At 53.7% G+C, this 24,492-nt stretch carries 22 protein-coding genes; 4 read left to right on the top strand and 18 right to left on the bottom strand.

The genetic code is table 11. The features are described from left to right. The coding region (locus tag BLT65_RS45195; RefSeq protein ID WP_143036717.1) for an IS3 family transposase at window positions 1-504 on the top strand (504 nt) is incomplete at its 5' end. Window positions 505-1,502: 998 nt separating this feature from the next. Here the strand turns inward: BLT65_RS45195 and BLT65_RS45190 are convergent. From BLT65_RS45190 to BLT65_RS45135, 12 genes are all read right to left on the bottom strand, one after another. After that, window positions 1,503-1,910, bottom strand: coding sequence for a hypothetical protein (locus BLT65_RS45190; RefSeq protein WP_091790563.1), 408 nt, complete (start codon window positions 1,908-1,910; stop codon window positions 1,503-1,505). Between the two features lie 175 nt (window positions 1,911-2,085). Further along, complete coding sequence (locus BLT65_RS45185) at window positions 2,086-2,337, bottom strand: hypothetical protein (protein ID WP_091790562.1); 252 nt, start codon at window positions 2,335-2,337, stop codon at window positions 2,086-2,088. Window positions 2,338-2,370: 33 nt separating this feature from the next. Further along, window positions 2,371-3,087 carry a 4'-phosphopantetheinyl transferase superfamily protein gene (locus BLT65_RS45180; protein ID WP_167306669.1) on the bottom strand — a complete coding sequence of 239 codons (717 nt, stop codon included), beginning with the start codon at window positions 3,085-3,087 and terminating at the stop codon, window positions 2,371-2,373. A 322-nt stretch (window positions 3,088-3,409) separates the two neighbouring features. Then, on the bottom strand, window positions 3,410-3,976 hold the full coding sequence (locus tag BLT65_RS45175; protein ID WP_091790560.1) for a helix-turn-helix domain-containing protein: 567 nt from the start codon (window positions 3,974-3,976) through the stop codon (window positions 3,410-3,412). A 215-nt stretch (window positions 3,977-4,191) separates the two neighbouring features. Continuing rightward, window positions 4,192-5,157 (bottom strand): TauD/TfdA family dioxygenase, encoded by a 966-nt coding sequence (locus BLT65_RS45170; RefSeq protein ID WP_091790559.1) that lies wholly within the window; start codon window positions 5,155-5,157, stop codon window positions 4,192-4,194. A 193-nt stretch (window positions 5,158-5,350) separates the two neighbouring features. After that, the gene (locus tag BLT65_RS45165) at window positions 5,351-6,571 is read right to left on the bottom strand and encodes a cation:proton antiporter (protein ID WP_091790558.1); all 1,221 of its coding nucleotides are present in this window, start codon (window positions 6,569-6,571) and stop codon (window positions 5,351-5,353) included. A gap of 68 nt (window positions 6,572-6,639) precedes the next feature. Further along, window positions 6,640-7,707: an acyl-CoA dehydrogenase family protein gene (locus tag BLT65_RS45160; RefSeq protein ID WP_244187096.1), complete on the bottom strand. Its 1,068-nt coding sequence runs from the start codon at window positions 7,705-7,707 to the stop codon at window positions 6,640-6,642. A gap of 85 nt (window positions 7,708-7,792) precedes the next feature. After that, entirely contained in the window at window positions 7,793-8,266 is a 474-nt protein-coding gene (locus BLT65_RS45155; protein WP_091790556.1) for a YbaK/EbsC family protein, read from the bottom strand. 4 nt (window positions 8,267-8,270) lie between these two features. Beyond that, complete coding sequence (locus BLT65_RS45150; protein ID WP_091790555.1) at window positions 8,271-9,851, bottom strand: amino acid adenylation domain-containing protein; 1,581 nt, start codon at window positions 9,849-9,851, stop codon at window positions 8,271-8,273. Window positions 9,852-9,855: 4 nt separating this feature from the next. Then, on the bottom strand, window positions 9,856-10,608 hold the full coding sequence (locus BLT65_RS45145; RefSeq protein WP_244187094.1) for a thioesterase II family protein: 753 nt from the start codon (window positions 10,606-10,608) through the stop codon (window positions 9,856-9,858). A 2-nt stretch (window positions 10,609-10,610) separates the two neighbouring features. Continuing rightward, window positions 10,611-10,868: a phosphopantetheine-binding protein gene (locus tag BLT65_RS45140; RefSeq protein WP_091790553.1), complete on the bottom strand. Its 258-nt coding sequence runs from the start codon at window positions 10,866-10,868 to the stop codon at window positions 10,611-10,613. 26 nt (window positions 10,869-10,894) lie between these two features. Then, window positions 10,895-11,854, bottom strand: a complete 960-nt coding sequence (locus tag BLT65_RS45135; RefSeq protein WP_091790565.1) for a chlorinating enzyme — start codon at window positions 11,852-11,854, stop codon at window positions 10,895-10,897. 1,007 nt (window positions 11,855-12,861) lie between these two features. Between BLT65_RS45135 and BLT65_RS45130 the strand changes: the two genes are divergently transcribed. After that, on the top strand, window positions 12,862-13,824 hold the full coding sequence (locus BLT65_RS45130) for a LysR family transcriptional regulator (RefSeq protein WP_091790552.1): 963 nt from the start codon (window positions 12,862-12,864) through the stop codon (window positions 13,822-13,824). A 132-nt stretch (window positions 13,825-13,956) separates the two neighbouring features. Continuing rightward, window positions 13,957-15,063, top strand: coding sequence for a DMT family transporter (locus BLT65_RS45125; RefSeq protein ID WP_341865859.1), 1,107 nt, complete (start codon window positions 13,957-13,959; stop codon window positions 15,061-15,063). A 61-nt stretch (window positions 15,064-15,124) separates the two neighbouring features. Here BLT65_RS45125 and BLT65_RS45120 read toward each other — a convergent pair whose 3' ends face one another. The 6 genes from BLT65_RS45120 to BLT65_RS45095 form a co-directional block, all read right to left on the bottom strand. Further along, window positions 15,125-15,466 carry a transposase gene (locus tag BLT65_RS45120; RefSeq protein WP_091790551.1) on the bottom strand — a complete coding sequence of 114 codons (342 nt, stop codon included), beginning with the start codon at window positions 15,464-15,466 and terminating at the stop codon, window positions 15,125-15,127. A gap of 91 nt (window positions 15,467-15,557) precedes the next feature. Then, window positions 15,558-16,502 carry an SDR family NAD(P)-dependent oxidoreductase gene (locus tag BLT65_RS45115; RefSeq protein WP_091790550.1) on the bottom strand — a complete coding sequence of 315 codons (945 nt, stop codon included), beginning with the start codon at window positions 16,500-16,502 and terminating at the stop codon, window positions 15,558-15,560. Between the two features lie 220 nt (window positions 16,503-16,722). After that, the gene (locus BLT65_RS46990; RefSeq protein ID WP_167306668.1) at window positions 16,723-17,895 is read right to left on the bottom strand and encodes a hypothetical protein; all 1,173 of its coding nucleotides are present in this window, start codon (window positions 17,893-17,895) and stop codon (window positions 16,723-16,725) included. A 611-nt stretch (window positions 17,896-18,506) separates the two neighbouring features. Next, window positions 18,507-19,388, bottom strand: a complete 882-nt coding sequence (locus BLT65_RS45105) for a chlorinating enzyme (protein WP_091790548.1) — start codon at window positions 19,386-19,388, stop codon at window positions 18,507-18,509. 336 nt (window positions 19,389-19,724) lie between these two features. Further along, entirely contained in the window at window positions 19,725-19,976 is a 252-nt protein-coding gene (locus tag BLT65_RS45100) for a phosphopantetheine-binding protein (RefSeq protein WP_091790547.1), read from the bottom strand. Next, the gene (locus BLT65_RS45095) at window positions 19,973-21,484 is read right to left on the bottom strand and encodes an amino acid adenylation domain-containing protein (RefSeq protein WP_167306667.1); all 1,512 of its coding nucleotides are present in this window, start codon (window positions 21,482-21,484) and stop codon (window positions 19,973-19,975) included. The genes BLT65_RS45100 and BLT65_RS45095 overlap by 4 nt, the downstream gene beginning before the upstream one ends. 1,130 nt (window positions 21,485-22,614) lie before the next feature. Here BLT65_RS45095 and BLT65_RS45090 point away from each other — a divergent pair. Continuing rightward, window positions 22,615-24,492 (top strand): non-ribosomal peptide synthetase (locus BLT65_RS45090; protein WP_167306666.1); only part of this gene is annotated, 1,878 nt, incomplete at its 3' end.

Raw genomic sequence — 24,492 nt, 5'->3', positions numbered from 1 at the left:
GGAGCCCCGAACGAGAAGTGGCTCACCGACATTACCGAATTCCAGATCCCCGCCGGCAAGGTGTATCTGTCTCCGTTGATCGACTGCTTCGATGGTCTTGTGGTGAGCTGGACAATCGGCACGCGGCCAGATGCCGAACTTGTGAATACCATGCTCGACGAGGGCATCAAGACGGTAGCCAACAGCAGTAAGCGGCCTGTGGTCCACTCTGATTGCGGGGCGCACTATCGCTGGCCCGGGTGGCTCTCACGGATGCGCGATGCCAAGCTGGTTCGTTCGATGTCACGCAAAGGATGCTCACCCGATAACGCGGCCTGCGAGGGCTTCTTCGGTCGACTTAAAACGGAGTGGTTTCATCCTCGAGACTGGCGGGCTACGACCGTTGAGCAATTCATTGAGGTACTTGACTCCTACATGCACTGGTATAACGCAAAGCGGATCAAGGTCTCGCTAGGCGCTCTCAGCCCGCTCGAATACCGGGAGAGCTTGGGAATAGCAGCATAAACCAGTCCAAGTTTTTAGCCGCACCCCCGGTGGGTCAATTCTGCGTGAACATCAACACGCCATGGCCGTCTTGGTGCGCAGCCATGCGCCTGATAGCTATCGTTGCGCGCACAACTTGATGGAACTTATCAAGTGAATGCTGCATCGCAATGGCGTCGGTCGCTTGGCACGCGCCAGGCCCTGTCCGACAGGCCAATGGCGGATCTTTTCACATCTCGAAATGTTTCTTCCCTTCTTTTTTGTGTATCTAACGCCCTCTAAATTGCTCATCTCTTAAATGTTCCCGGACAATCGTGTCACGCCACAAAAAGGTTGAAAATGAACATCCTTTTCCGACAACGCTTACGGCCGATTCGCGTGCGACCGCTATCGCATGCTAGTCGTGAAAATCGGCTGGTTTCGAGACTTCCTTGCGAGCTTCATATGCATGGTGTCGTGAAAGCCATGTCACACCGACTTCGAACGCCTCAATAGCACTGCCGTGCGAAAACGAGTGCCCACGACTCTGCGATTTGGCCCTTTTGCTGATTGGCAAGCGGCCTCGGTCGAGCACTTCAATTTTCGAAAGCTACCGTACATCGCAGGCACTCTCTTCTATGAAGTCTTACGGGTTTTCAGCGTCTAGAGACGGCTGAAACCGATGCGTCCGCAATGACGTGTTGTCCGTGTCGGGAAAAAGTATGAGCATTTCGACTGGACGAAAGGCGTCCGACGCAGGACTAACGATTGTGGTTCGTCGCCCCCTCTCGCGTGCATTACACGACAGTCGACTCTTCCATAATCGCGTCGCTTAGTCTTCGTTCGCTGTCTCATTCGCACATTTGGCTAAAACCGCGCGCAATACCTGTTTTCATCCAATCGCGGGAAATCGAATTGAGCACCAAACAATCAATGTCTGCTACGCCGCCTTCACTGATGTCCAGTGACGGTTGCCCCCTTCATCTGCCGAACTTCCAAAGACGCGGCCCTAGCGACTCGGTCGTGCAACGCGCGATAGACTATGTCGGCAACTTATCGACTGCTACCAATGTGGTCCCCACTTCTACGCCAATATCGATGCGGCCATCATCGAGAACTGGCTTACGGAAGACCGTCCCGACCTTGTCGACACTCTGGAGGCAGCAGATGCCCGTGAGATATTCAGGGAGAACCTCGCGCTCTGCTGCAAACGCCTTAGCGCCACCGGCGTCATCGCTAACTCCTTCATGGGTGAAACATGCGACTACAGTTGCGGCGAGTGTCGTGAATTCGAAGAGGAGCAATTCTTTCCCGGTCTCCTGTTGCAGGTCCAGCTGAGGCACGTTCGCGGCATCGAACAGCTCCCGCCGGTTGTCGCCCTCCTCGTTGACCGGTTTTCCAGATCTGACAATGCCCACTTTCACGACAACAACGGCCTGCATCTTCATAGCCGTCTGACAGCGAATGGATGGGAGTGGTGCGACCTTGACCGGGTCAGACAGGCTGGCTCACAGACAGCTTTTTTACTTCGCGCACGATATCCCCGCAGCCCAGCTGTCCCATTGTTGGCAGCAAACCGCAGCCATCCTCCAAGTCGCACGTCAAGAAGGGTTCGCTGGTCGCTTACAGTTTTCCGAGCTTCTCGAGCACCATAATAAATTTCGATGGCTGTTGTCTTGTCAGGTGTACAGCATCACGCGAATGGACGTGCAGTTCGCGCACGCGATAACATTCGAGTTTGATATTGCAATATTCCGTCGGCTGACCCCAGAGCAACATCCGCGAATGCGGTAGCATTGCGACGAAGTCAGCTACAACGACCACCATCACAAAGATGGATTCCTCAGTGAAACTCTGCCGCAGAATGAAAAACATCTAATATCCCAGAAGGCCACTTCCGACGCCCCGTCAACGCGGCCCGGATTCCGACCACGCAACACAACCAACATAGCCGGGTGGAACGCCACACCACGCGGCATTGAGTGCGCTCAGTTCCCCCGCATCGTCCAATTGCCTACTGATCACGCGCACAAAGGGATCCTCGTGCTCTCCTTCTAACACCGAAAACCACGTCATACCCTTTGCGATACCAAGTCCAAGAACTTTCAATAACGCTTCTTTCGCGGTCCATACACGGTAGAACGCGTCTACGCGCTGTAGTGCTGGCAGAACTGCAACACATGCGTCATCACGCGAAGCGAATACCGCCCCCTTTATCATTTGCCAATTAACGTCTGGGCAGCACATCTCGATATCGACACCGACTCTACGTCCCGTGGCAAGAGCGATCAATCCGTGCTGGCCGGAATGCGAGACGTTGAAATCCAGCCCTGCGTGTAGAATACCTTTCGCTGATACCAACAGCGGTCGACCAAGCGCGCCTCGCCCAAACCGTAATTCGCTTGCAGGCATACCAGTGCGCTCGGCGAGCGCTCGGCGCAACACAGCCCGTGTCGCCGCGCATCGTATCGCGTCTTCATGCCTCACGAACCTCCTCGCTCTCGCGCGTTCGTCGTCGGACAGAACGTCGAAACCCGGTCCGTCAAGCTCCATATTAAAATCGAACCTGATGCTCAGCAGTTCAACGCCTGCGTCATAGGCTCGAGGCGCATCGAGAATGTCCACCTGGAAGGCCATGTTAGAGAACGGGATCAAAGGCGCGTTGCACTCACGCTATTGCAAGCGAAATTGCTTTTCGCGCCCCAGCATCGATATCGTCTTGCAGGTTGAATGGAGATGCGATCGCTCCCAATGTCCCAAGCGTTGCGAATGTGATGGCGGCGTTGTATTATCAGGTGAAGACCGCTGTAACGTCACAGAAGAGCCCCCGCATTTTATACGCTTCACACCGGCGATTGTTTCGGTGACAGCGTATCGCCTCCGGAACCATCTAATCGAGAATTTGCAGATCTTTATCCAAGTTCTCGGCCCATTATTGAAGTGAGTTTTACGCTTTCTCTCGTGTCGCTCGCACCCGAATGACGATCGAATCTTTACGTCCAGCGTTCACCCAGCTATGTGGTACGGGTGATTCATAGTGAATGCTGTCGCCTTCACCTAATATGAACGCATCGCTCCCCAATTTCAATACTACCCCACCTGCAATCACCAACAGAAAGTCTTGCCCGGCGAAACCTGCGATTTCCAATGGTGCTTGTCCGCTTGGCAAGCGCACCAGAACGCTTTCTAGTCTTCGCCGTCCGCTCAAACGGGTCAACTGTGCAAACGAGTTTTCCGAATCAAGAAAGTTAGCAAATTCCAATTGCTCTCGGCGGCGGATCGAGATCTCTTCACTGGGTGTTTGAAAAAGGAGAGAGACCTCTACGCCGAGGGCACCAGCAATGTGCTTCACCGACATTATCGAAGGGTTTGCCAATCCACGTTCGACTTGCGACAGGAACGCTTTGGAAAGACCCGAGGCTACCGCGATTTCTTCAAGAGTGCGACCCAGCTTTGATCGCAGCGCGCGGATCTTGCTACCCAGATTTGACGCATGGTCGGTGTGTTCTAACATTAAATCCTTGCAGCAGACGAGTCCGCTTTGTTAGCAAATTTAAGTCACGGGCATTTATCGAAAAACAACTAACCTGCCATGCAATTACCGCCTCTGCGATATGGTGACGGCATGCACGCTAAACCGGACAATACCTCGGGCAAAGCGCAAAGAAATTTAGCGTTCTTCGCCACTTAATCTTAACCGATTTCGCCGGCCGGACTGAGAGCTCAGACTCAACAAGGTCGATGCGGCTCCCCAAGCGCGACAAGGATCTTACGATCGCCCGTGAACTTGCGTCGACCGTGTGCGAATTGCATGTTATCGAGGATCATTACGTCACCACGCTGCCATTCGATGTCGATGATACCCTTTTGCAGGGCGCTCCTGATGCGTCGCAGAAAGTCGGCATTAAGTTCAGACCCATCACCGAAGAAGGCATTTCGCGGTAGGGCGTTCTCACCGAACATCTCAATGAGCGGTGCGGCCGCAGCCGTCCCGAGCGAAGATACATGAAAAAGATGGGCCTGATTGAAGAAAACGCGCTCGCCAAGCACGGGATGCATGGCTGTCCCCTGACAGACCTGCTCCGTGCGTAGAGTTTCATCGTCGAGCCACTCGTGCAGAATGTCGTGGCTCTCGCAAAAGGTTGCCACATCCATCTTGCTCTCGGTCTGAAATACAGTCTGCCACGGCAGATCGACGTAGGGCCGGTAATGCCGAACATACTTGATCTTCAACTCCGTGAGCATGTCTAGGATAGATGCGCCCATAAGTGAGCTAGCGACGCGAATGGAGCTAATGGGGGTAGCGCCACCAGCCGTTGCGGGTTGCATGCAGGCGAATGCCACAACCATAGGCCATTCCCGTTGATATGCGTTTTCCGAATGCAAGGGTATCTCGAGCGTCTGAGGGTACTCGGTGGCTGTGAAAACCTCCTTGCCAAGCATCGTGCGGGGCGTGGACCGGTAAGTATAGTTGAGGCGCGAATTCATGAACGCGCTGACTGCCCGATCAAACTCTTCGACAGAGCAAACCGGAAAGCCTCGAAATAAGAGGGCGCCGTGCTGTACGAGTTCGTCGCGAAGCGACGGAAGGTATTCAGCAAGGTACTCGTCCAGCGGAAGCGTAGAGGAGTCTGACTCAATGATCAGCGGTCCTGGAAATGGACCTTTAGAAACGCTCCTAGTTACTGTTTGCATAATGTATCCATTTCTACAGGCTGTAGGGTTTTTCCAGGGAGCTGGATTTGTCTACCAGTTGCGAGCAATCGGGTGTGGTCGGGCAAAGTCCAGCTTCGCAGAAGTGCAGAATGAGTGGGACCCATGTCGGTACACCATCTTTCCCCTTCTTAACGCGCCACACATAGGGCGCCAATGCATAGCACATCGCCGACTAGATCGAGTCCACGACGCCGGTCGTCCCGGCCCGCATGTACCGCCGCAACAGCGGTGCCGTCACCGCCGTGGTGAAAAGCGCGAAAATCACGAGCATGGTGTACACATTTGGCGGCAGGATGCGCATTTGCAGGCCGATCGACAGAAACACAAGTTCCATCAGCCCGCGAGCATTCATTAGCGTGGCGAGTACTGTGGCGTCGGCTTGCGAGTGCCCTACGAGTCGCGATCCCGCGAACGCCCCAAGATATTTCCCCGAGAAGCCCACGGTGGCGAATGCCAGCAGCCAAAACCACTGCGCATGCGCCGTCACGTCGAAGAGTTGCAGATTCAGACCCGCGTACGCAAAGAAGATTGGCATCAGGATCGTATGCAAGAAGCCACCCAATAAGCGTTCAAACTGCTCTTGTAAGCCAGGCACATCCCGCAAGAGGATCCCTGGCAGCAGTGCACCGAAGGCCGAGTGAAAGCCGAGCCGTGAAGTGACCCAACTCGAGATGAGCACAAGGGCAGCCAGTATCGCCACCGTGTCGCGCGACCCGCCCTGCAGGAGCGAGCGTTCGAGCGCGCGCCGCAGAAACCACCTCATGCAGAGCACGAGCAGGATGACGTAAGCGCCCAGTAGCGCCGTATCGATGGCTAGCGCGCGCCAGCCGACGCCGCTACGCGAGAAGCAAACAATCAGGGACAACATACACCAGCCGAACAGATCACCGACCATCGCCGCCGACAGCGCTGAGGCAGCACCAGGATGCCGGACCAAGCCCAGATCACCGACGATGCGCGCCATCACGGGGACGGCGGACACCGACAACGCCACGCCGCAAAAGAGCACGTAGGGCCAAAAAGGCTGCTGTGGCGCGAGCAGTTGGTGCGATAACCAGGCGATCACCATGCCGCCGGCAAACGGCAACGCCATGCCCGCCAGCGCGATAACAACGGGATCACGCAGAGCGCGCCGTGACGGCGTGCGAATCTCCAAACCGATGCTGAACATCAGCAGCACTAACCCGACGTCGCCAAGCGAACCGATCCCCGCCACTGCGCTTGAGGAGAACAGATCCTTGTATAGTGTGGGCGTGACGACGCCTAGTGCGAGCGGACCGAGCAAGATGCCGCCAGCGATCTCCCCGACGACTTTACATTGTCCAAAACGCTCTACGATTGCACCGCAGCCATTGCAGACCAGAACGACAAGCGCCACTTGTAGCAGCCACATTACATGCCTCCGTTGGGAATCAAGCAGGATTCGAGGGGAAAGGCGCAGTTGATACACGTGTCGCGGCGCTAGTCGAGGAGCGCCTCCGCGTCCACGCTGTCGAAGATCATTTCGCGCATCAGCTCGCTCGCGCCCGCTGCGATAGTGCCCGCGCTTGCGTCACGATAGAGCCGCGCGACCTCGGAGTCCGAGAGATAGCCACGCGCACCATGAAATTGCACGCACAGGCCCGCTGCGCGCCGGGCAAGTTCGGTGCTACGCAGCTTGAGGATCGAAGCGTCGCCCGAACCGAGTCGTCCCTCTGCGTGCTGCGTAACGACTTGGTAGCCGAAACTTCGCACGAGGCGCAATTCCGCAATCAAATCTGCAAGTTCGTGCCGAATCGACTGGTTCACGCTTAGCGGCGCACCGTGCCCAATTCGCTGACGTACGAACCGGTCCAAGAGCCGGATGCTATGCGCGGCTCCGCCGAGTGCGAGCATACCGGCGACCATACGTTCGAAATCGAGGCCTTGCATGAGATATCTGAAAGCCTTGTCCGCCTTACCGATCAAATTCTCGCGCGGCACCGGCACGCGCTCGAAGCGCACATCGCATACGTCGGCGCTCTTCCAGCCCAGCAGGTTGAGCGGTGTGCGCGTCACGCCGGGCGCATGCGCATCAATCACTAGCAGGCTGCACCCTGCCAGCGCGTGCCGCCGCGCCTGGGTCTTTACGAGCGTGACGAACAACTTGGCCTGCGAGCCGTTCGAGACGAAACGCTTGATACCGTCTACAAGCCAGCCGTCATTGGCTGGCTGGGCGCTGCACTGCAGCCCGCTCAGGTCACTGCCCGCCTGGTCCTCGCTGATCGCCAACGCCGCAATAGCTTCGCCCGCACGCATGCGGGCGAGATAGCGCGCCCGAAGCGCCTCACTGCCGAACCACGCGAGATAAGCCGCCGCCATGAATGCATGCACACCGATTGACGCGCGTACACCGGCGTAGCCGAGGCGCCCCAGCTCCTCAAGAAACACGGCACTGCGCACGAAATCCTCGCCGTTGAGTGGCAGGTCGAGTAAACCTTCGTCCGCGAGCGCGCGCCAGATCGCAGACGGGAGGTAACCCCGCACCTCGGCAGCTTCGGTTTCAGGCAACAGGCATGCGCGCAGTCTCTCGCGCATGTCGACCGCGAGGGAGCCGCGCGTTTCGCCTAGATATGGTTTCAAAATGCGCGCCCCTCTATTTCACTGAGACCACGCGGTGTGCGGGCAGAATTTCGGTGAGGTGCCCCACGATCCGAAACACTGCACTCGGCGCTCCGGCGGCCGCCCACAACTCGCCGAACTTGAGCAGATCCTCATCGACGAACAGCTCGATTTCCTCTTTATGCCCGATCGGCGGGACGCCACCGATCGCGAAGCCAGTCTTTTCCTTAACGAAATCGGCGTCGCCCTTGATGACGTCAGCGCCAAACAGCTGCGCGATCGTCCGCTCGTTCACATGATTCGGCCCGCTCGCAAGAACCACAACTGGCCGGTCGTCCGTGAGCGAGCGGAACACCAGTGACTTGACGATCTGCGCCTTATCGCAACCGAGCGCTTGCGCTGCGTCGTCGGCAGTGCGCGTAGACACGGGTAGTTCCTGCACCTTGAAATCCAGTCCGTGGTTCGTCAGAAACTCTTGGAAATTCTGAGCACGTTTGCTGAGGCCCATAAGTTCACTCCAGTCGCTTTTTGAGGTGTTGGCGGTCGATCTTGCCGTTCGGTGAAATCGGCAGGTCGTCACAAAGATGGATCTGCGCCGGCACCATGTAGGCAGGTAGCACCTCGGCCAGCTCCGCACGGATGCACTCGGCGTGGCAGTTCGCATCCTTCGCCACGACAAAGGCTACGAGCCTTTTTTCAATGCCGTCGTCGTGCACGGTCACGCAACTGCGTCGGATACCAGCGTGGCAATCCAAGTGAAAAGCAATCTCGCCGAGTTCAATTCGAAAGCCGTTGATCTTAACTTGTTCATCCTTGCGGCCTTGGAAGACCAGCACACCGTCTTCGCGAAGATAGCCCGTGTCGCCACTGTGATAGAGGCGTTCGCGACGTTCACCGAGTTCGTATTCGACGAAGCGCTCTCGATTGAACTCGCTCAGGCCCAGATAACCGGGTGTCAATCCCGGCCCTGCAATACAGATCTCACCGGTTTGTCCGGACTTGCATAGCGCGCCCTCGTCGACTACATATATACGCGTATTCTGGATCGGGAAGCCGATGGGCAGCATCGTTTCGTCGGAGCGAATTTCCCGCACCGGATACCACGTCGCGAACGTCGTACTCTCGGTTGGGCCATAGACGCTCACGATTCGGCCCGGGCCATAGTATCGCAACGCCTCGCTCATGTGGCGCATAGAGTGTGCCTCGCCGCCGGTGAGTATGGTGGCCACATTTGCAAGCGTGGCGGGCGCTTCGTCCACTAATGCGTTAAAGAGCGCTGTGGTCAAGAACATGAGATTGATATGATGACGCTCGATCAGTCCGCGCAGGCGCGACGCGCGCACGAAGCTTTCATCATAGATGACGCACACGCCGCCGTTGAGCAACGGGCCCCATATCTCGAAGGTCGCCGCATCGAACGTGATAGGCGCCATCTGGAGCACCCGACTGGTTCGATCGAGTCGCGCGTAGTATGCGCCGAACACGAGGCGTGCAATGCTTCGATGCACGATTGGCACGCCCTTAGGTTTCCCCGTCGAACCTGACGTGAAATTGAAGTACGCAATTGAATCCGCTGTCGCACGTGCTCGCGAACCAATTCGCGTGGTGTCCAGGTCCGCGCTGCAGACACGCAGCAAGTCGAGCGAGACGATCAGAATCTCGCACGTCTCGAACGCGCTGCCCCTAGGGGGCATCTCGGCACACATCACATACCGGCAGCCCGTTTGCGCGAGCAGCTGCGCTTGTCGATGCGCAGGCCACGCCGCGTCAAGCGGCAGATAAGCTGCGCCCGCCTTAAGAATCGCAAGCAGCGCGACGATTTGTGCGAGGCCGTGCGGCAGGGTCAGCGCAACGACGTCACCTGGGCGCGCACCCGCGTCTTCCAAACGCGCGGCAAGCGCGTCAGCAAACGCGTTCAGCGCGTGGTACGAGCAGGTCTCGTCTCCATCGATTACGGCAGGGGCGTCGGGCTGTCGCGCAGCCACGATTTCGAACAGCTCGTTAACCGTCGTGTCGTCGGGGTAGGGTACGGCAGTCCGGTTGATCCGCTCGTGGAGCAACCAAGCAGCTTCGTCGCAACGCAACGAGTTCATCGCTCTAGCTCCTGATACATGCGATCAAATGCGCGAGCATCTGGTCGCGATGGCTTTCAAGAAAGAAGTGCGCTCCATCGATGCCAAACAGCTCGCACCCGGCCGTTGTAAAACGCCTCCAGCCCTCGACACACATCTCGCTGTCGATTGGATCGTGACGTCCGTAATATATGTGCAGCGGAACGTCGAATGGCGTGCCATGCCAATCACGCCACAACTCCGCGAGTCGCATGTCGCCACGCAACGCAGGGAGCACGAGATTCATCAGCCGCGCGTCCTTGAGCACGGCCACGGGTGTGCCGCCCATCGTGCGCAGCGCCTCACGAAACGCAGCGTCCGGCAATCCGTGCAGATACGGCTGTGCCTGCGCTCTGTCCGGGCTACGGCAGCCGGCAATGAAGAGCCGTCGGCAATTTGTGCTCCCCAACGAGCGCTCCGCGCGCGCGAGCTCGTAGGCAAGCCGCCCGCCGAAGCTGTGGCCGAACAACGCATAGGGCCCGGCGAGGTACGGCGCGAGCGCCTTCGCGCAATCCTCGACGAGCGCCGGCCAAGCGTCATAAAGCGGGTCGCGAATCCGTGCACCGCGCCCTGGCAGACGGACCGCGACCAACTCGATGTCGGCATCGAGATACTCGATCCACGGTCGGAAAAGCTCCGCGTTGCCGCCCGCGTAGGCGAAGCAGATCAGTCGCAGCCTTGGCTTGGCGACGGGTCGCGGCACAAGGCACCAGCGCACCTCGTTCACCAATGACGACACAGTCATGCCTCGCGTGTTGTACGGTGCTGCGAGATGTGCCGCGCGAGGTCGGCGACACGGCTTTGCGCGAAAAGAATCTCGGGCGTCAGTGCGTCGTCCCCGAAATGCTCTTCCACGCGCACGAGCAACTTCACTGCCGTTATCGAAGTGCCACCTGCTTCGAAGAAATCGCTTTCAGCGTTTTCGACGCGCAAGCCGAGCGCCGTACAGGCGTCAATCAACCATGCCTCGGTGTTGATTGCTTCGTTGTCTTTGTTCATGTCGAGCTCTCGTATGGAACGCGAAATCAGCGCACTTGAAAGGGGTAACCGTTGAAGGTCCGATCGACGAACCGGTTGTGTCCGAAATTGTCCTGCCCGGACACCAGCACGCAGCCAAACTTGTCAAGCCTCGCGCTGCCGCCGAACTCCTCAAGCGTGTTTGAATACGGATACACTCGCACCGAAGTAGGAAGGTAGCGCGCCGCGAAGCCGAGACGCATCTTTTCGGTGAGCCCACTGTGCGGATGCGAAGCGTGCATCAGCGTGGACCAGAAAATGATGAACTGCCCTTGGCGCATGACCATAGATCGGGCTTTCGATTCGTCCGGACTCCAGTTCGGGTCTTTCTGCAATTGCCGATAGTCGTAGCCGAAAAAGCCACGGCGTACGCCCTGCTTTTCAACGTTGTTGATGGCTTCCTCGTGGTACTCCATGACCTTCGACTCATCGTAGTTCATGGTGCGGTGTGTGCCAGGGATAAACTGGAGACAGCCGTTTTCGATCGTTGCGTCAGTGAAGGCTGACCACACCGTGATCGTGCCTCCGAAATCCGCATCTTCTGGCCAGACGATCTGCGGATGCTTCGAACCAGCAACGTTCGAAAAGTTATCCGCCTGGTGCCAGTCGGTGCCTTCATCTCCAGGATATTTAGGGAAAAATTCACTGCGCCAGCAAAGCACGTCTCGGCCGAGTATGCTCGATACTCGATCCGCGATCTCCGCCCGCGTGATATGCGAAGCTAGGAAATCAACATCAAGATGGCGATCGTAATTCGCGAGGTTGGTCACCCCCGAAATGGAGCGCTCTTGGCTGTAAATAGCCCTTTTCGTATTGAGCAGCTTGGGCCGCAACGCTTGGAGATTCGCCTCCATTTCGTCTGCGGAGTACAGATCGAACGGCCCCACATAGCCGTCGCGATGAAATGACACCAACTCCTCCTGACTTAGTGCGAACTCAGAACTGCGCACTTCGATTCGGTCGTTCACGTTCAATTCTCCGGTTGCGTCGCTGGAAGTGATACGGATTTGCGAGGTACGGCCCCAGATACGTCCGCCGGAGGTGATCCGCCAGACGCAAGGAGCTGCGAACTATTGCGAAAATATGAGGTAATAGCGATCGAGCAGTACCGTCCTAGCGCTGGGTGACTTATCCTGCGCGGCTTCCAAATCCCCAAGGACGCTTCGAGACCATACTTCGGGATCGGACAGTTCAGCCTCGAGTGACGCTCTATACGCGGCATTCGGAGGCACAACGTCCTCATGTGGGCAACTCCCGAGGGACTTACTGATCATCCCACCGCGTCCCGCGAAACTCTGCGGAATTCTGAAGCCGTATGTACCCGCCCACTCCTGTTCGAATCTTCACTATGAATTCCCTGTTTCCACGCGTACATCTTTATATTTTCCATTTCTTGATATCCGTCCACCGAAATGAGCTGTCGTAAAAAATTTCGACACACTGCAACCAAGAGTGGATCGAGCCAGTCCCAATCCACCTAGTCACGATCCTCCTTCACAGCGTCTGTACCGCTAGCCAAATCTCTATTCGGTAGCGATATAACTCCAAGATGTACGCGACAGTAGATCCGTGTGGCCCTTCAGCTGCAGGCTTGCAGCGCCCGTGTCGCAAACAAGCCCCCGTTCGAGGTATCCGGTGGAGATGCTCCCTTGACAATTTTGCTCAAGTAGCTCACCACGGACAGTAGCCTAGGTACCCGAAAGATTGCCTTGCATTCCATCAAGTATCGATGCCTCATGCATAAAATTTTTCTCTACGGCTATCACCAAGCGGGTTCGACAGTTATCGATTACCATCCCCTAAGCAGGTCGATATTTGAGAATCCTTACTTACCGTTTCACAGCCATCAATTTCCATAGTTATCAACGATTACAATTGTCATGTCCAATTCTCAATTTGAAATCTGTGTATAATTTTTCCGAATACTGACAGGTCAACCATATATTAATAAGAATGTAAGACGAGGGCTATCACAATGCATTTGAATGACCGTTTGGACTGGAACCTGCTGAGAACTTTTCTTGCAATCGCCAGAGAGCGAAGCGTAAGCCGTGCTGCGGAGCGTCTGCATATAAGCCAACCTGCGGTAAGCCAAGCACTACGGCGCCTTGAACAGCAACTTGGATCCCAACTAATTGCCCGCCGAGGGCCGCGCATTGAGGTCACGCAGTCAGGATCCGATGTTATGCGCATCGCTGAGGAGGTGTACGGGACCATCTCGCGTCTATCAGTCAACGAGTTGGAGGGCAATGAAGACGTTAGTGGACTGGTGCGCGTACGAATGGTCAGCGGCATAGACTTTCCGGCCTATGACGCGTTTCTCGCTCAGTTTCATAGGCGCTATAGAGGTATCGAGTTCGAAAGCCAAGAAATGAGTAGCTCTGAAGTCGTTAACTGCCTTCAACAAAAGACTGCGACGCTTGGACTGACACCTAGGCGCAGCCTTCCAAAGAGCATTAACAGTAGAATTTTTTTACCCCAACGTTACGCCCTTTTCTGCGGCCCCCACCATCCACTTTTTGGCCGAGTCGACCTTGACATTGGCGAGTTCTCGACAGAGAGAATCGTGACCTTCTCTAGCGACAAAGTAGGTGATCACATGTCCGCTCTAACTTTCTTCCGCGACGAGCGAGGTCTAACGGGTCGAGTCATAGGCTCGTCTTCGAGCGTATGGGAAGTTAAACGGTTGATCGCTGCCGGCTTGGGCATCGGGTTCCTACCCGAACATGTGGTGCAAGCGGAGCTCGCAGAAGGCCGCCTCCAACGCCTCCCCCCTCAAGAAGGCGTAGCCGATATCGATATTTGCATGTTGTGGGCTACCGATCAGAAGCGCAGTCTAGCTGAAAAGGTCTTCCTCGACGCCTTTCACGCTTTCCTTGATTCTCAGGGACGAAAGGAACCAAAGCACCTCCTTATCGACGACCTGGCTATTGGCTAGATCCTCCTAAGAAACCTCCCAGACGATGGAGCTTATGGATCTGCTCTGACTCTTTGAAAAATCCGGCAGCAAAGAGTGCCTGTATGCCATCGTCTGTGGGACATCAATGTTGCGCCATCACTGCTGTTATTGATGGGGCTTTCCGAATCTGAATCTGCACGACGTACGACGCAGTGTGTGCAACGAAAAGTAGCAACGCGAGAGATGTGGTGCTTCGGGGTCAGTCAGACGCAAGCACAAGGCACCGTCCAATTCGACGCACAATCTGGCAGTCGCACCAAGGCGTGCACTCCTATCCTACTCACCAATATGACTCAAGGTCGCGCCTCTCTATTGCTAGTTCTCATAGCCTTGTGTTGGGGACTCAGTTGGCCCATTGGGAAGCTGCTATTGCGGGATCTTCCTCCTCTTTGGATCGTCTTTCTGCGCTCCGCTGTGGGCGCGCTGGCATTACTGGTGCTGTGCATTGCGCGCGGTAGACTAGTTATTCCGAAACGGTCCGACCTCCCGGTGGTTATATCAGTTAGCGTGTTGCACATGGTGACGTCTTCGGCTCTTGTTAGCATCGGTTTAAAATTTGTGACCGCTGGTCGGTCTGCCGTGCTCGCATACACAACCCCGATCTGGGTGATTCCCGGCGCATATCTACTGCTCGGCGAGAAGGTGGGCTGGCTGAGCATACTGAGCGCACTTCTCGGCGTCGCTGGTCTCGTTGCGCTTTTCGATCCGCAGCGGTTCTCGTGGAGCGACCCACACGCGCTGTACGGTAACGGCCTCGTCCTCCTCGCTGCACTGTTCTGGGCAATGAGCATTTTGTATAACCGCGCCCATAAATGGGTTACACCTCCATTCGAGTTGACATTCTGGCAGTCGCTGCTCGCTACCATTCTGCTTTTTCCAGTTGCAATCTTCTTTGAAGGCGTTCCCTCGCTCACGCTACCCGCACGCGCGATCGGGCTACTGCTGTATGGCGGGGTATTTGGTATCGCGCTCGGTTACTGGGCATTAACCACAGTCAATCGCGCCATTCCGTCGACAATGACCTCTCTAGGCCTTCTGCTCGTGCCTGTGTTCGGAATCGCCTGTTCTTGGCTGCTTCTCGGTGAAAAACCCGCCTTCCCGTTGATTGCGGCTACCGCGCTAATTATTACTAGCGTAGGTCTCAATACGCTCGCCGGCGGCAAGCCCGCAACTTCGGCGAGCGAGTCGCCCCGAGACTCAATCGATCGAAAAATGTGAACGACGGACGACTAAGCGTCATTCGTACTGACACATCACTTCTCGACAACCGTCCATCCTGTCAGAAGGTAAAAAATGTGTAAGCGACAAGCCATCCCGTCTTGGTGAGCGGGGTTAGGTGTTGGCCTGTTTCGGCTGCCATCAATCGGCAGCAACGCGCCAATGTCGCTGGCCTTTTGCGTGGGCCGGCGGGTGAAGATGCTGCTGCAAATCTGCGGACGGCCGGCAGACCCTTGGGCAGCCGGACTTCTGCCTGATCGATCCAGCGCCGCAGCAACTTGGCGTTGAGCCGGTGTTCCAGCGCGACCACTGCAACTGATACTCCGGTTCCGTGGCAAACAGCGGCGAACCTGACCTTTAACTCCTCGCTGTAGCGTTGCCGGTGGTGGCGTTCGGAAGGCATACATTCTTCGACGATAGTGTTCCCGTATCCGCTTATTCGTTACGTGGACACGATACTCCCACGAGCTCTACTAACGCATTCTGGCTTAATGTTATTCAGCATCCCGCCTCGACAATTCGGCAATCAACGAAGCAACCTGCTCGCTTTTGACAGCACCAAGGTGCTCCCCGAAAAAATGTCCGATACTACGAGGGATATAGAAGTCCTCGGCGTTCGATAATTCCTCAACACACGGGCCTACCGCGTCGAAGCCATTGCAGCTCACGTTAACTGTATCGCCAATGAATATTCGCGTCATGTTGTCGTTACAAACGCTAAAAAACTCGCCATTGCAGGTTGCGTCGCGGCTGCAAATCCACTTTATGAAGGGCCAAAGAGACCGCTTTGAGCAGATGCCCGCAAGATGACGCTCTGCAGATTCTGATATGCGATTCCAACCGACTCGATTCCATTGAGTATCGAGTGCAGCAGGAAAGATAGCATTGATCCGAATTCCACATTGCCTCCCTGGAAACGACAAGGATCGCGTCAGGCCCATGATTCCAGCTTTCGCAATTGCGAAAGGGATAATCCCATGGTCCTTCATTGAACCAAAAATGTGACCAGAGCTAAAATTTAGGATGCGACCATATTTTTGCTCTGCCATATAAGGCCAGACCGCCGTGCAAAGATTGAAGGGCCCATTGAGATGCGTGGAAAGTGCATCTTGTAAATCACTGTCATTGAGCGAAGCAACGGATCGGTCTAACGTTTCGGGTTTGTTTCCGGCGTTATTTACGAGCACATCGATTCTTCCATAACGTTCAATCGCCAACTCAGCGAGAGCTTTGCATTCGTTCGGCCTAGAAACGTCCGCCTGCGTCCAGACTACATCAAGGGCCTGCGCTCTTAGCTCCTCCTCAATCCGGCAACCGTCGACCGATCGGGAGTTTGTGACGACTTTCGCTCCTTCAGCTGCCATTCGTCTGACGATGTGTTCTCCGATGCCGCTGGTTCCCCCAGTTATTATCACGACTTGATCACGATATGTATTCATTGCTACCTCATTTAACGTACGCGGAGTTATACGTTTGCCCTATGGCCACGGCCATCAGTAAAGCACTTTTCGTCGGAATTCAAAATGCGTAGGAAAACCGTCAATTTTCAACCGGACGACAAGTCAAGGATAATCAATTTTGCTAGTGTTATGTAATTGACCGAATCAAATGAGGCGCGGATTGACCACTGACGTACGCCCCAAAATCAAGGCAAATGAATCACGTATAATCCATTTTTCGATAAATCACTGGAACCCGCTTAGAGAATGAATAGAATGGCTCCATTTTAAAGTGGTCAACCCCAAATATCACGAAATTACGAAACGCATGGTCGTATATCTCACCAATGAGTGCAAACTCGGCAGCCTGCTTTAGGAACAAATGCTTAAGAAACGACTCTTCAGCATCACTAAACCATGCGCGATAAAGCGATTTCCTCGATGCAAATATTTCCTCCACATCCGGACCTGAGAGACCAGTCTCTCCATAGTCGCCTTGAAGCAATCGATCCAGGATCTGCCCATGGCGTCGCAACCAAACATCTTCTCCCCCCACGCGGTCAAAGAAGAATGAGACCTCTACAGGCACGCTCACCGACATGGATATCTTTTTCAATTGTCGCTTAACCTTATCCACGAATTCGAACGAAGCGCACTTGATTGACGTTCCTTCACCTGAAACACTCAAACATTCGAAGTCCGCACCGAAAATGCACGTCGAATATGGGGATTCAAGCGCGGCCATGAATCGCGATAGGGCTGGGATCATGGATATAAATTTGCGTCCACTAAATCCGATTTCGTCTCCCACATGTTCAAATGTGAATCGCACCAATCCTTCCTTGACCACATAGGAATAATCAGGACAGATCCCTGTCACGACCGTAATGGGTTCACGAGTGGATATAGCGCGTTTAACAGCGTCTATGAATCGAACGAAAGTGTCGCGCGCCGGATACATGAGTTGCGCATCTCGGAAGAGTCGCTCCAACTGTACAGCGAGATTTCCGTCGCATAGCGACTCGCCATAGCGTCGTTGTAATTCAGACGGAATCTCAATCTGTTTTTCGAAAAGTAAAGCTAACAATGACGGACCCGAACCATTAATCTGAAACTCATGGAGATTTGACTTCACACGACCATCTCGATCGACACTATATTTAAACCATGGATACCTTTCACATAGAATTTCATAAAATACGATATTTCTAAATTTACCGCGTCGCTCGCTAATAAGTGACTTTTTGGCGGAAAATTCAATCCTCAGCGAATCGACATTTCTCTGTATCAGCTTTACCTCGTCCTCGGAAAACACCGAGCCGAGATAAACATCAACGCCGTCACGGATGCAATTTAAGATTTCCCGACTTTTCTTCGCGCGCAATGCCATCATAGTCTTGGGTTTAATAACGTATGGATAATTTAACGCTAAGAGAGACCTCGTTTAGCTACTCGCTTGTCGGGTTTATCGGCTTCTGCGGTCGAAATCAGTACATGTTGTCAGCGGCGCTCGAACTGAAACACCGGCATCCCGGCCAACTCAGAGCTCGACAGCTAAATAAGCATCTTTGTGAGTTTTGGCAGCAATCCAGCTTTAACAACTTGGGCAGTTCAGCAGGATGACACACGATCCGACGTTGCTCTCCAATTGAATCTGGCGAGACTACATGGTGTTCGCGACATCTACGCACACGAAACGCAAACTAGCGAATTTGTTGCCTCAATCCGGCCAGGCTGTTCGCCACCCGATATTCTGGCCACACTCTTAGGCAAACGAAACAAAGATCAATCCACCAGTCTTTTGAGTGTAATTCGAACGTTAAAGAGGCCTTGATCGTAAGTATAGCTATGTTTCCTCCAAAACGTGGCCCCCACCGGCACAATCGACGCACTGTCCTTGTTTATCGGATGACGGCCTGCCGCGCCCCTTACAATTACTCCCGCATTGGTCGTATGTCGAGGATACATGCCTTATACGTGACGACCTATCGTTACCAGCCCGACTTACCGAAACGTATAACCCGTATTGGTCCGTTTTCGAATCCGATTGTGCGAATATTCGTCGACGCCCGACACATGGACGACACCGTATTCACTGAGATCAAAGGCCCCTCCATGTTCGACGAAATTTTTCTGGTTCGGGTACACCAGAACGTCAGTGGATACATAACGCGAGCTGATCGCGAAACGAGTTTTGTTCTTCGTCGTATTTGGATGCGAGCCATGCACGCACTTTGCGGTAAAAATGATCGCCTGCCCAGGCTCCATTTCCACGGATACGGCTTCATCTTCGTTAGGCGTCCACTCCGGATCGACTTTGAACTCAGAAAAATTGTAGCCAAAAAATGAAGTGTCGGCCGATATCGAACTGTACTCTGCGTTACGCCCGGTCTTTGGCTCAATCGTTTCATCGAAGTATTTGTGACGATGTGAGCCTGGTAGAAATTTCATGCAACCATTTTCGACGTCCGATTCGGTGAAGGTCGTCCATACGGTGAGTTCAAATGGTATATCCCCTGGTTGCCCACCACTCGGTTGAAGTTGCGGGTTTCCCGTTGTGTATTGGAACCGCTCAACTTGGTGCCATTCGGTCCCTTTAGCGCCCGGGAATTTCGGGAAAAACTCAGATCGCCAACATAAAAGATTCTGTCCGAGGATGGCACTCACGTGGTCGATAACAGTTCGGTTTTCAATGTGAGAAGCAAGCTCGTCGATGTCGAAATGTCTGTCGTAGTTGCACTCGTTTTTAAAAATTGCGTTACTCATATCACGACTTTTCCGCCTGATCTCCATAAGTAGATTCTTTGCTTCTACTGGTTCGTAAACGTCGAACGGTCCATAGAATCCATTTTCAAAGAATTTTTTGCGAACCTCACCCACATTCATAACGGACACTCTCCAAAAAATGTTCTTTCATTGCTTTTCGAACAGAGAACTTTATTATCCAACATCCCAAAAACAACCAGCCGGTGAAGTGACTACATCTATTATCGGTGAGGACTTTTACTGTCTTTGATCGGAAGATCTATTTCTCTTAAGTGATCGTCGTTCGAGCGGTATTTTTTCAGACTTTATTTCGTTATCCATATCGACTTTTATGCAGGGGAAGATTGACATTCGATAGGTTCGATTTGCGCCGCTTCTCCTAGGTGGATGAAAGGGACACAGTAATCTCGAGTTTCGAAGATCTCTATGAATGCTTCTTGTATCAGTGACAATAACCTAGGATTTCTTTGAAATATAGGCGCACAAGGACTCGATGGTCGGCTGATCGAAGATCGCATCCACGGGTACGCTAACGCCAAAAGCCTGCTCGATCTCTATCGCCAGGCGGGTCACAACAAGTGAATGCCCACCCACGTCAAAGAAATTGTCTGACACTCCAAATTCTTGGTGGTCGAGGACATTGGCCCAAATCCCCGCCATCTTCTCATGCTGGCTTCTTCCGACGGTGCTCTCCAGATGACTGGTCATTCTGCATACTCCAACGTCTGTTTCAACAGTTTAGAAAAATCAACCTTCCCGTTTTGCGTGATTGGCATTACAGGCACAGTAAAGATACGCGTAGGCATCGTATGCGCAGGCAGGAAACCTCGCATTTCCGCCCTGAGTTCACTCATATGAAAATCGTGATCCACATTGGGTACAACGAATAAAAACAATGCAGACTTTCTGCCTGGTGACTCGTGCAGGACCGCAGCACACGAATTAACGAGTGTGCAGTCACTAACGACCCTCTCGATCTCTTCGAGTTCAATCCTATGTCCGTTAAATTTGACCTGGCGGTCAATTCGTCCTTTATAAAAAAGGCATCCGTCCCGGCCCAGATATCCGACGTCACCAGTACGATAAGCTCGTCGACCGTCGATCACGACGAATTTATCAGCATTTAATTCTTTGCGATTGTAGTACCCGTCCGATACCGACTCTCCGATGATACATATCTCGCCATTCTGCTCGGGTTCGAGTATCCCGAAAGCTTCATCAATAATAACGACATCGCTGCCAGCTATGGGATGACCGACACAGGCAGAAGACATTTCAGGCGTTTTCTTGATAATGGTCGTATAAATCGTCGCTTCAGACGCCCCGTAGGCATCGTAAAATTTCGTCATTTCCGACCATCTGGCGACGGTCGTCGGGTGGCATTTTTCGCCTGCGGATATTACACATTTCAGGTCGGGATATCTACTTTCCGGGATTATCGACAACATCGATGGCGTCATCAGTATATGCGTCACCCGATGGTCGAGGAGTGCCGATCCTAGCAGCCTTCCATCAATAACCGTATTACGCTCCAACATTAGCACGCTGGCCCCATGAGCCAGAGGCATAAAGATCTCCCATATCGACATATCGAATGAGATGGACGCTGTAGTTGCAAATCGGCTGGTGTGACTAACGTCTAGATCTCGGCCCTGGTTTGCTAAAAATGAATTCAGCGCCGCCGAACTGATAGGCACCCCTTTGGGTCGACCAGTAGTGCCAGATGTGTATATCGTATAGGCGATACGAGACGAATATATGTGCTCCACCGGAAATCGATCCACTGTCTCAAAGTCCCGGACGTCTAATATCTTCCTGCCCTTCGAGGTGGCCTCATCAAGGTCGGAATTGACGACAATTGCAGCGGCATTGGCGTCATCAAGCATGTATCCAATGCGCTCGCTTGGATAGTACACGTCAATTGGTAAGAACGAGTTCCCGTTAATTAGACATCCGATAACCGAGTAGATGTACGAATACTCCCTTCGCATCGGCAGGGCAATTATTTGCCCTTCACAAACTCCGGATGCTCTTAGATATGAGGCGAATGACCGTGCCTTCGTGAACAATTCCTCGTAAGAATACAATTTCCCACGATCAATAACGGCGACGCCTCGACCGTGCTGTTGGGCAGCGCTAAAAATGGTCTTCAGAAGAGGATTATTTTGGATTTCCAATTCATCACGGGACAAGGTAATTTTCTTATCTGACAACATGAAATCTCTCGCGTTGCGATGCGAGCCAATATTGTCTTCACATCGATTGAACGATTCGCACATGTGGGGGAACTTTGTGCGACGATCATTTTTGTCGCTCTCCCCAAATCTGCCACATGTCGCGTCGCTTGCACCGCCTTTATGGCCGATAAAAAATTACTAGTCCAATTCTTAAAACGAAATCTAAGTATTAGCCGGGTGCATCATAGCCAGCGAAGCCAATTCGTCAGTTCACGTAAGCCTACAGATGCGTCATGCATTAGTTTTCTTACAATTAAATTAAAGCAATAAGCAATTTGTCAGCATTTGAAAAAATTATACATAGATTTCAAAATATGAATTGGACATGTTTTTTATAATCGTTGATAACTACGAACACTGAAGATGGCGGGTTACTAGCTAACGCTTGTCGAATATTGATTAGGTAATAGATGATAATGGCGACACCTCCACCCGTGCGGACAGTCATCAAAATCCCGAAGATCCTGGGCGAGGCATCGCAAATTGCTGAGAAGTCGAGCGTTGATACGACCAGTTGAGGCGCTGTTAGTCTGTGCGTTGGTAGAAGCCGGTGGTTTAGGGCGCCCTTTGCCGCTCGACTAATTCGGAACTGATGGCTCTATGCCGGCACTGAGAGCTCGACTAAAAGGACCGTGACCGCGACGTATCGTGGTTTGTGCGAGAAACTCGCAGGTCGCGTCCTTTTACATGACAGCATCAGAGGAGACGCTCAAGCTTGCTGCCGATAACCTTCGAGGTTTGACGTCGACAAGCTATCGACTTGAAATCCTTCCGATATTTCCAGAATTACTTAGTGCAGCATCGTCGTTGTCCACCCATTCCCAGGGGTTTTCGTGATGAATCAAGACTCAGTGCAGGCTGAACTCAGTTGCGCAGATTCAACGGCCTTAGTGCAACCACAATCGAACGCTCCAGACGATGCTCACAAAGAGAGTGTGAGATCCGTCGCCCCGGAAAGGTCATTTCAACAGTTCTGGTGCGACCAAGGCGATTCTCACAACCCCTCACAGTTTCCGCAATTAGTTCACTTCGTTAGACCGCAACAGAAGTCGCCATCTTGGAAATTGAGTGATTGGCGATCGTTCGATGTCTTACACGCGCTCGAGTCAATGGAAGGGATCTCCCATTTGCTGACGGCGTGGCTCATATACCTTGCGCGAATCACGGGCGAGGAAGAATGCCGAATGGGCTGGCACCTTCATTCGGCGCGGTGGACAGAAATGGCGTCTACTGTACCGTTTCCGTTGATCGCTCCGCTGAATTTCAGCGTAGACCTTCATAGGTCCTTTCGCGATATCTATTCGCATTTAGCCACCGACCTCACGTTGCTGACAACGATGTCAGAGGAATATGTGGTGGATTCAAGATTCCTGCAGCGCACCGAGCGCCCATGGCCGATAGTCGTTCAGTTGACGGAAGACCCGGATCGTGGATCCGATGAACTGAAGGGACGCGTAAAGAAGTGCTCGTTAATCCTCCAAATACGAAGAAGCGATGGATCTTGCAGGTGGATTTTCGATGAATCGTTAGTATCGGCAGAGCATGTGCATGGATTATCCGAGCACCTGGAAATCTTGTTAAAGTCGGCGATGAGCACGGACGCGTACCATGTCTGTGCCAGCCAGCTTGATTTGCTTCCGCCAGATGAGCGTACCCTGTTGCTGGAGACTTGGAATCGGACTCAGTCTCCTTATCCCATGGACCGGTGTATACACCAGCTTTTTGAGGATCAGGTCCGTGCCGCCCCCGGGGCGACTGCGCTGATTTTTGGCGATGATACGGTCTCGTTCGAGCAGCTCAATGCCCAAGCAAACCAGCTTGCACACTTTCTGGTCCAGCAAGGCGTCAAGCCGGATGATCGGGTGGCTATTTGCGTTGAGCGATCAATTGAACTGGTGATTGGCGTATTGGCGGTGCTTAAGGCCGGATGTGCATATGTACCGCTCGACCCCGCCTATCCCTCTGGTCGCCTTGGCACCATTCTCATGGATGCCGATCCTGCGTTTCTGCTTTGTGACGTCACCGGCCGCCGGCTGTTCGACGAGGAGAAACTGCACGGGCGACGCCTTGTCGAACTGGATTCGGCCAGCCCCGTATGGAATGACTGTACCGACTCGAATCTCGATCCAAGAGACCTTGGCCTTCTGCCTGAGCACATGGCCTATGTCATCTATACGTCGGGTTCGACAGGGACACCTAAAGGGGTCATGGTTGAGCATCGACAACTCGTAAATTATTTCACGTGGGCGCTTCCTAACTATTATGCCGATGCCGGCGGTAGCGGCTCGCCTACGACCATGTCCTTCTCATTCGACGGAAGTGTCACTGTCATATTAGGTGCGCTCATTGCAGGCCAACCGCTGACGATCCTTCCCACAGAGCAGCAATTTGAGTCTATCCTGAATGGAAGACCGTATGCACTGGTCAAACTGACGCCTTCCCACCTCAAAGTTCTCAATTCGCTGCTGGCGTCTGGCAATCCGCTTCCCCCTGCATGCAAGCTGTTGCTCGGCGGCGAAGCAATCGCCCCAGATGACCTGGAGATCTGGCAGCGAATGTATCCGGGTGTCGCGCTGATCAACGAATACGGTCCAACCGAAACCACAATCGGATGCACGACCTATACCGTCACTGGACCGACTAACGGCATGACCCATGTGCCCATTGGCCGACCCATCGCAAATACCCGTGTCTATCTTCTGGACGATCATCATCAGCCAGTTCCTATAGGCGCTCGAGGCGAAATCTATATCGGTGGCGATGGCGTCACCCGTGGTTACCTGAATCGACCGGACTTGACAGCGGAGCGTTTCCTCACCGATCCGTTTTCCTCATCAACCGGAGCCCGCATGTATCGTACGGGAGACTTGGCTCGCTATCTTCCAGACGGGAATCTGATTTATTTGGGACGCAACGACAATCAGATAAAAATCCGGGGCTTTCGCATTGAGCCAGGAGAAATCGAGAAATGCCTGACTGAACATCCG

Origin of the sequence: Paraburkholderia steynii, from assembly GCF_900100565.1 — a bacterium.
Classification (GTDB): Bacteria; Pseudomonadota; Gammaproteobacteria; order Burkholderiales; family Burkholderiaceae; genus Paraburkholderia; species Paraburkholderia terrae.
The sequence above is the reverse complement of the archived record's forward strand: the minus strand, read 5'-3'. Positions and strand labels throughout refer to the sequence as shown.

What these genes read in the sequence shown, in the direction of transcription:
- BLT65_RS45190 (WP_091790563.1), bottom strand. Translation starts at nt 1,910, where the DNA reads ATGAAGATGCAGGCCGTTGTTGTCGTGAAAGTGGGCATTGTCAGATCT.
- BLT65_RS45185 (WP_091790562.1), bottom strand. Translation starts at nt 2,337, where the DNA reads ATGTTTTTCATTCTGCGGCAGAGTTTCACTGAGGAATCCATCTTTGTG.
- BLT65_RS45175 (WP_091790560.1), bottom strand. Translation starts at nt 3,976, where the DNA reads ATGTTAGAACACACCGACCATGCGTCAAATCTGGGTAGCAAGATCCGC.
- BLT65_RS45170 (WP_091790559.1), bottom strand. Translation starts at nt 5,157, where the DNA reads ATGCAAACAGTAACTAGGAGCGTTTCTAAAGGTCCATTTCCAGGACCG.
- BLT65_RS45165 (WP_091790558.1), bottom strand. Translation starts at nt 6,571, where the DNA reads ATGTGGCTGCTACAAGTGGCGCTTGTCGTTCTGGTCTGCAATGGCTGC.
- BLT65_RS45155 (WP_091790556.1), bottom strand. Translation starts at nt 8,266, where the DNA reads ATGGGCCTCAGCAAACGTGCTCAGAATTTCCAAGAGTTTCTGACGAAC.
- BLT65_RS45150 (WP_091790555.1), bottom strand. Translation starts at nt 9,851, where the DNA reads ATGAACTCGTTGCGTTGCGACGAAGCTGCTTGGTTGCTCCACGAGCGG.
- BLT65_RS45140 (WP_091790553.1), bottom strand. Translation starts at nt 10,868, where the DNA reads ATGAACAAAGACAACGAAGCAATCAACACCGAGGCATGGTTGATTGAC.
- BLT65_RS45130 (WP_091790552.1), top strand. Translation starts at nt 12,862, where the DNA reads ATGCATTTGAATGACCGTTTGGACTGGAACCTGCTGAGAACTTTTCTT.
- BLT65_RS45125 (WP_341865859.1), top strand. Translation starts at nt 13,957, where the DNA reads ATGGGGCTTTCCGAATCTGAATCTGCACGACGTACGACGCAGTGTGTG.
- BLT65_RS45120 (WP_091790551.1), bottom strand. Translation starts at nt 15,466, where the DNA reads ATGCCTTCCGAACGCCACCACCGGCAACGCTACAGCGAGGAGTTAAAG.
- BLT65_RS45115 (WP_091790550.1), bottom strand. Translation starts at nt 16,502, where the DNA reads ATGAATACATATCGTGATCAAGTCGTGATAATAACTGGGGGAACCAGC.
- BLT65_RS46990 (WP_167306668.1), bottom strand. Translation starts at nt 17,895, where the DNA reads ATGATGGCATTGCGCGCGAAGAAAAGTCGGGAAATCTTAAATTGCATC.
- BLT65_RS45105 (WP_091790548.1), bottom strand. Translation starts at nt 19,388, where the DNA reads ATGAATGTGGGTGAGGTTCGCAAAAAATTCTTTGAAAATGGATTCTAT.
- BLT65_RS45100 (WP_091790547.1), bottom strand. Translation starts at nt 19,976, where the DNA reads ATGACCAGTCATCTGGAGAGCACCGTCGGAAGAAGCCAGCATGAGAAG.
- BLT65_RS45095 (WP_167306667.1), bottom strand. Translation starts at nt 21,484, where the DNA reads ATGTTGTCAGATAAGAAAATTACCTTGTCCCGTGATGAATTGGAAATC.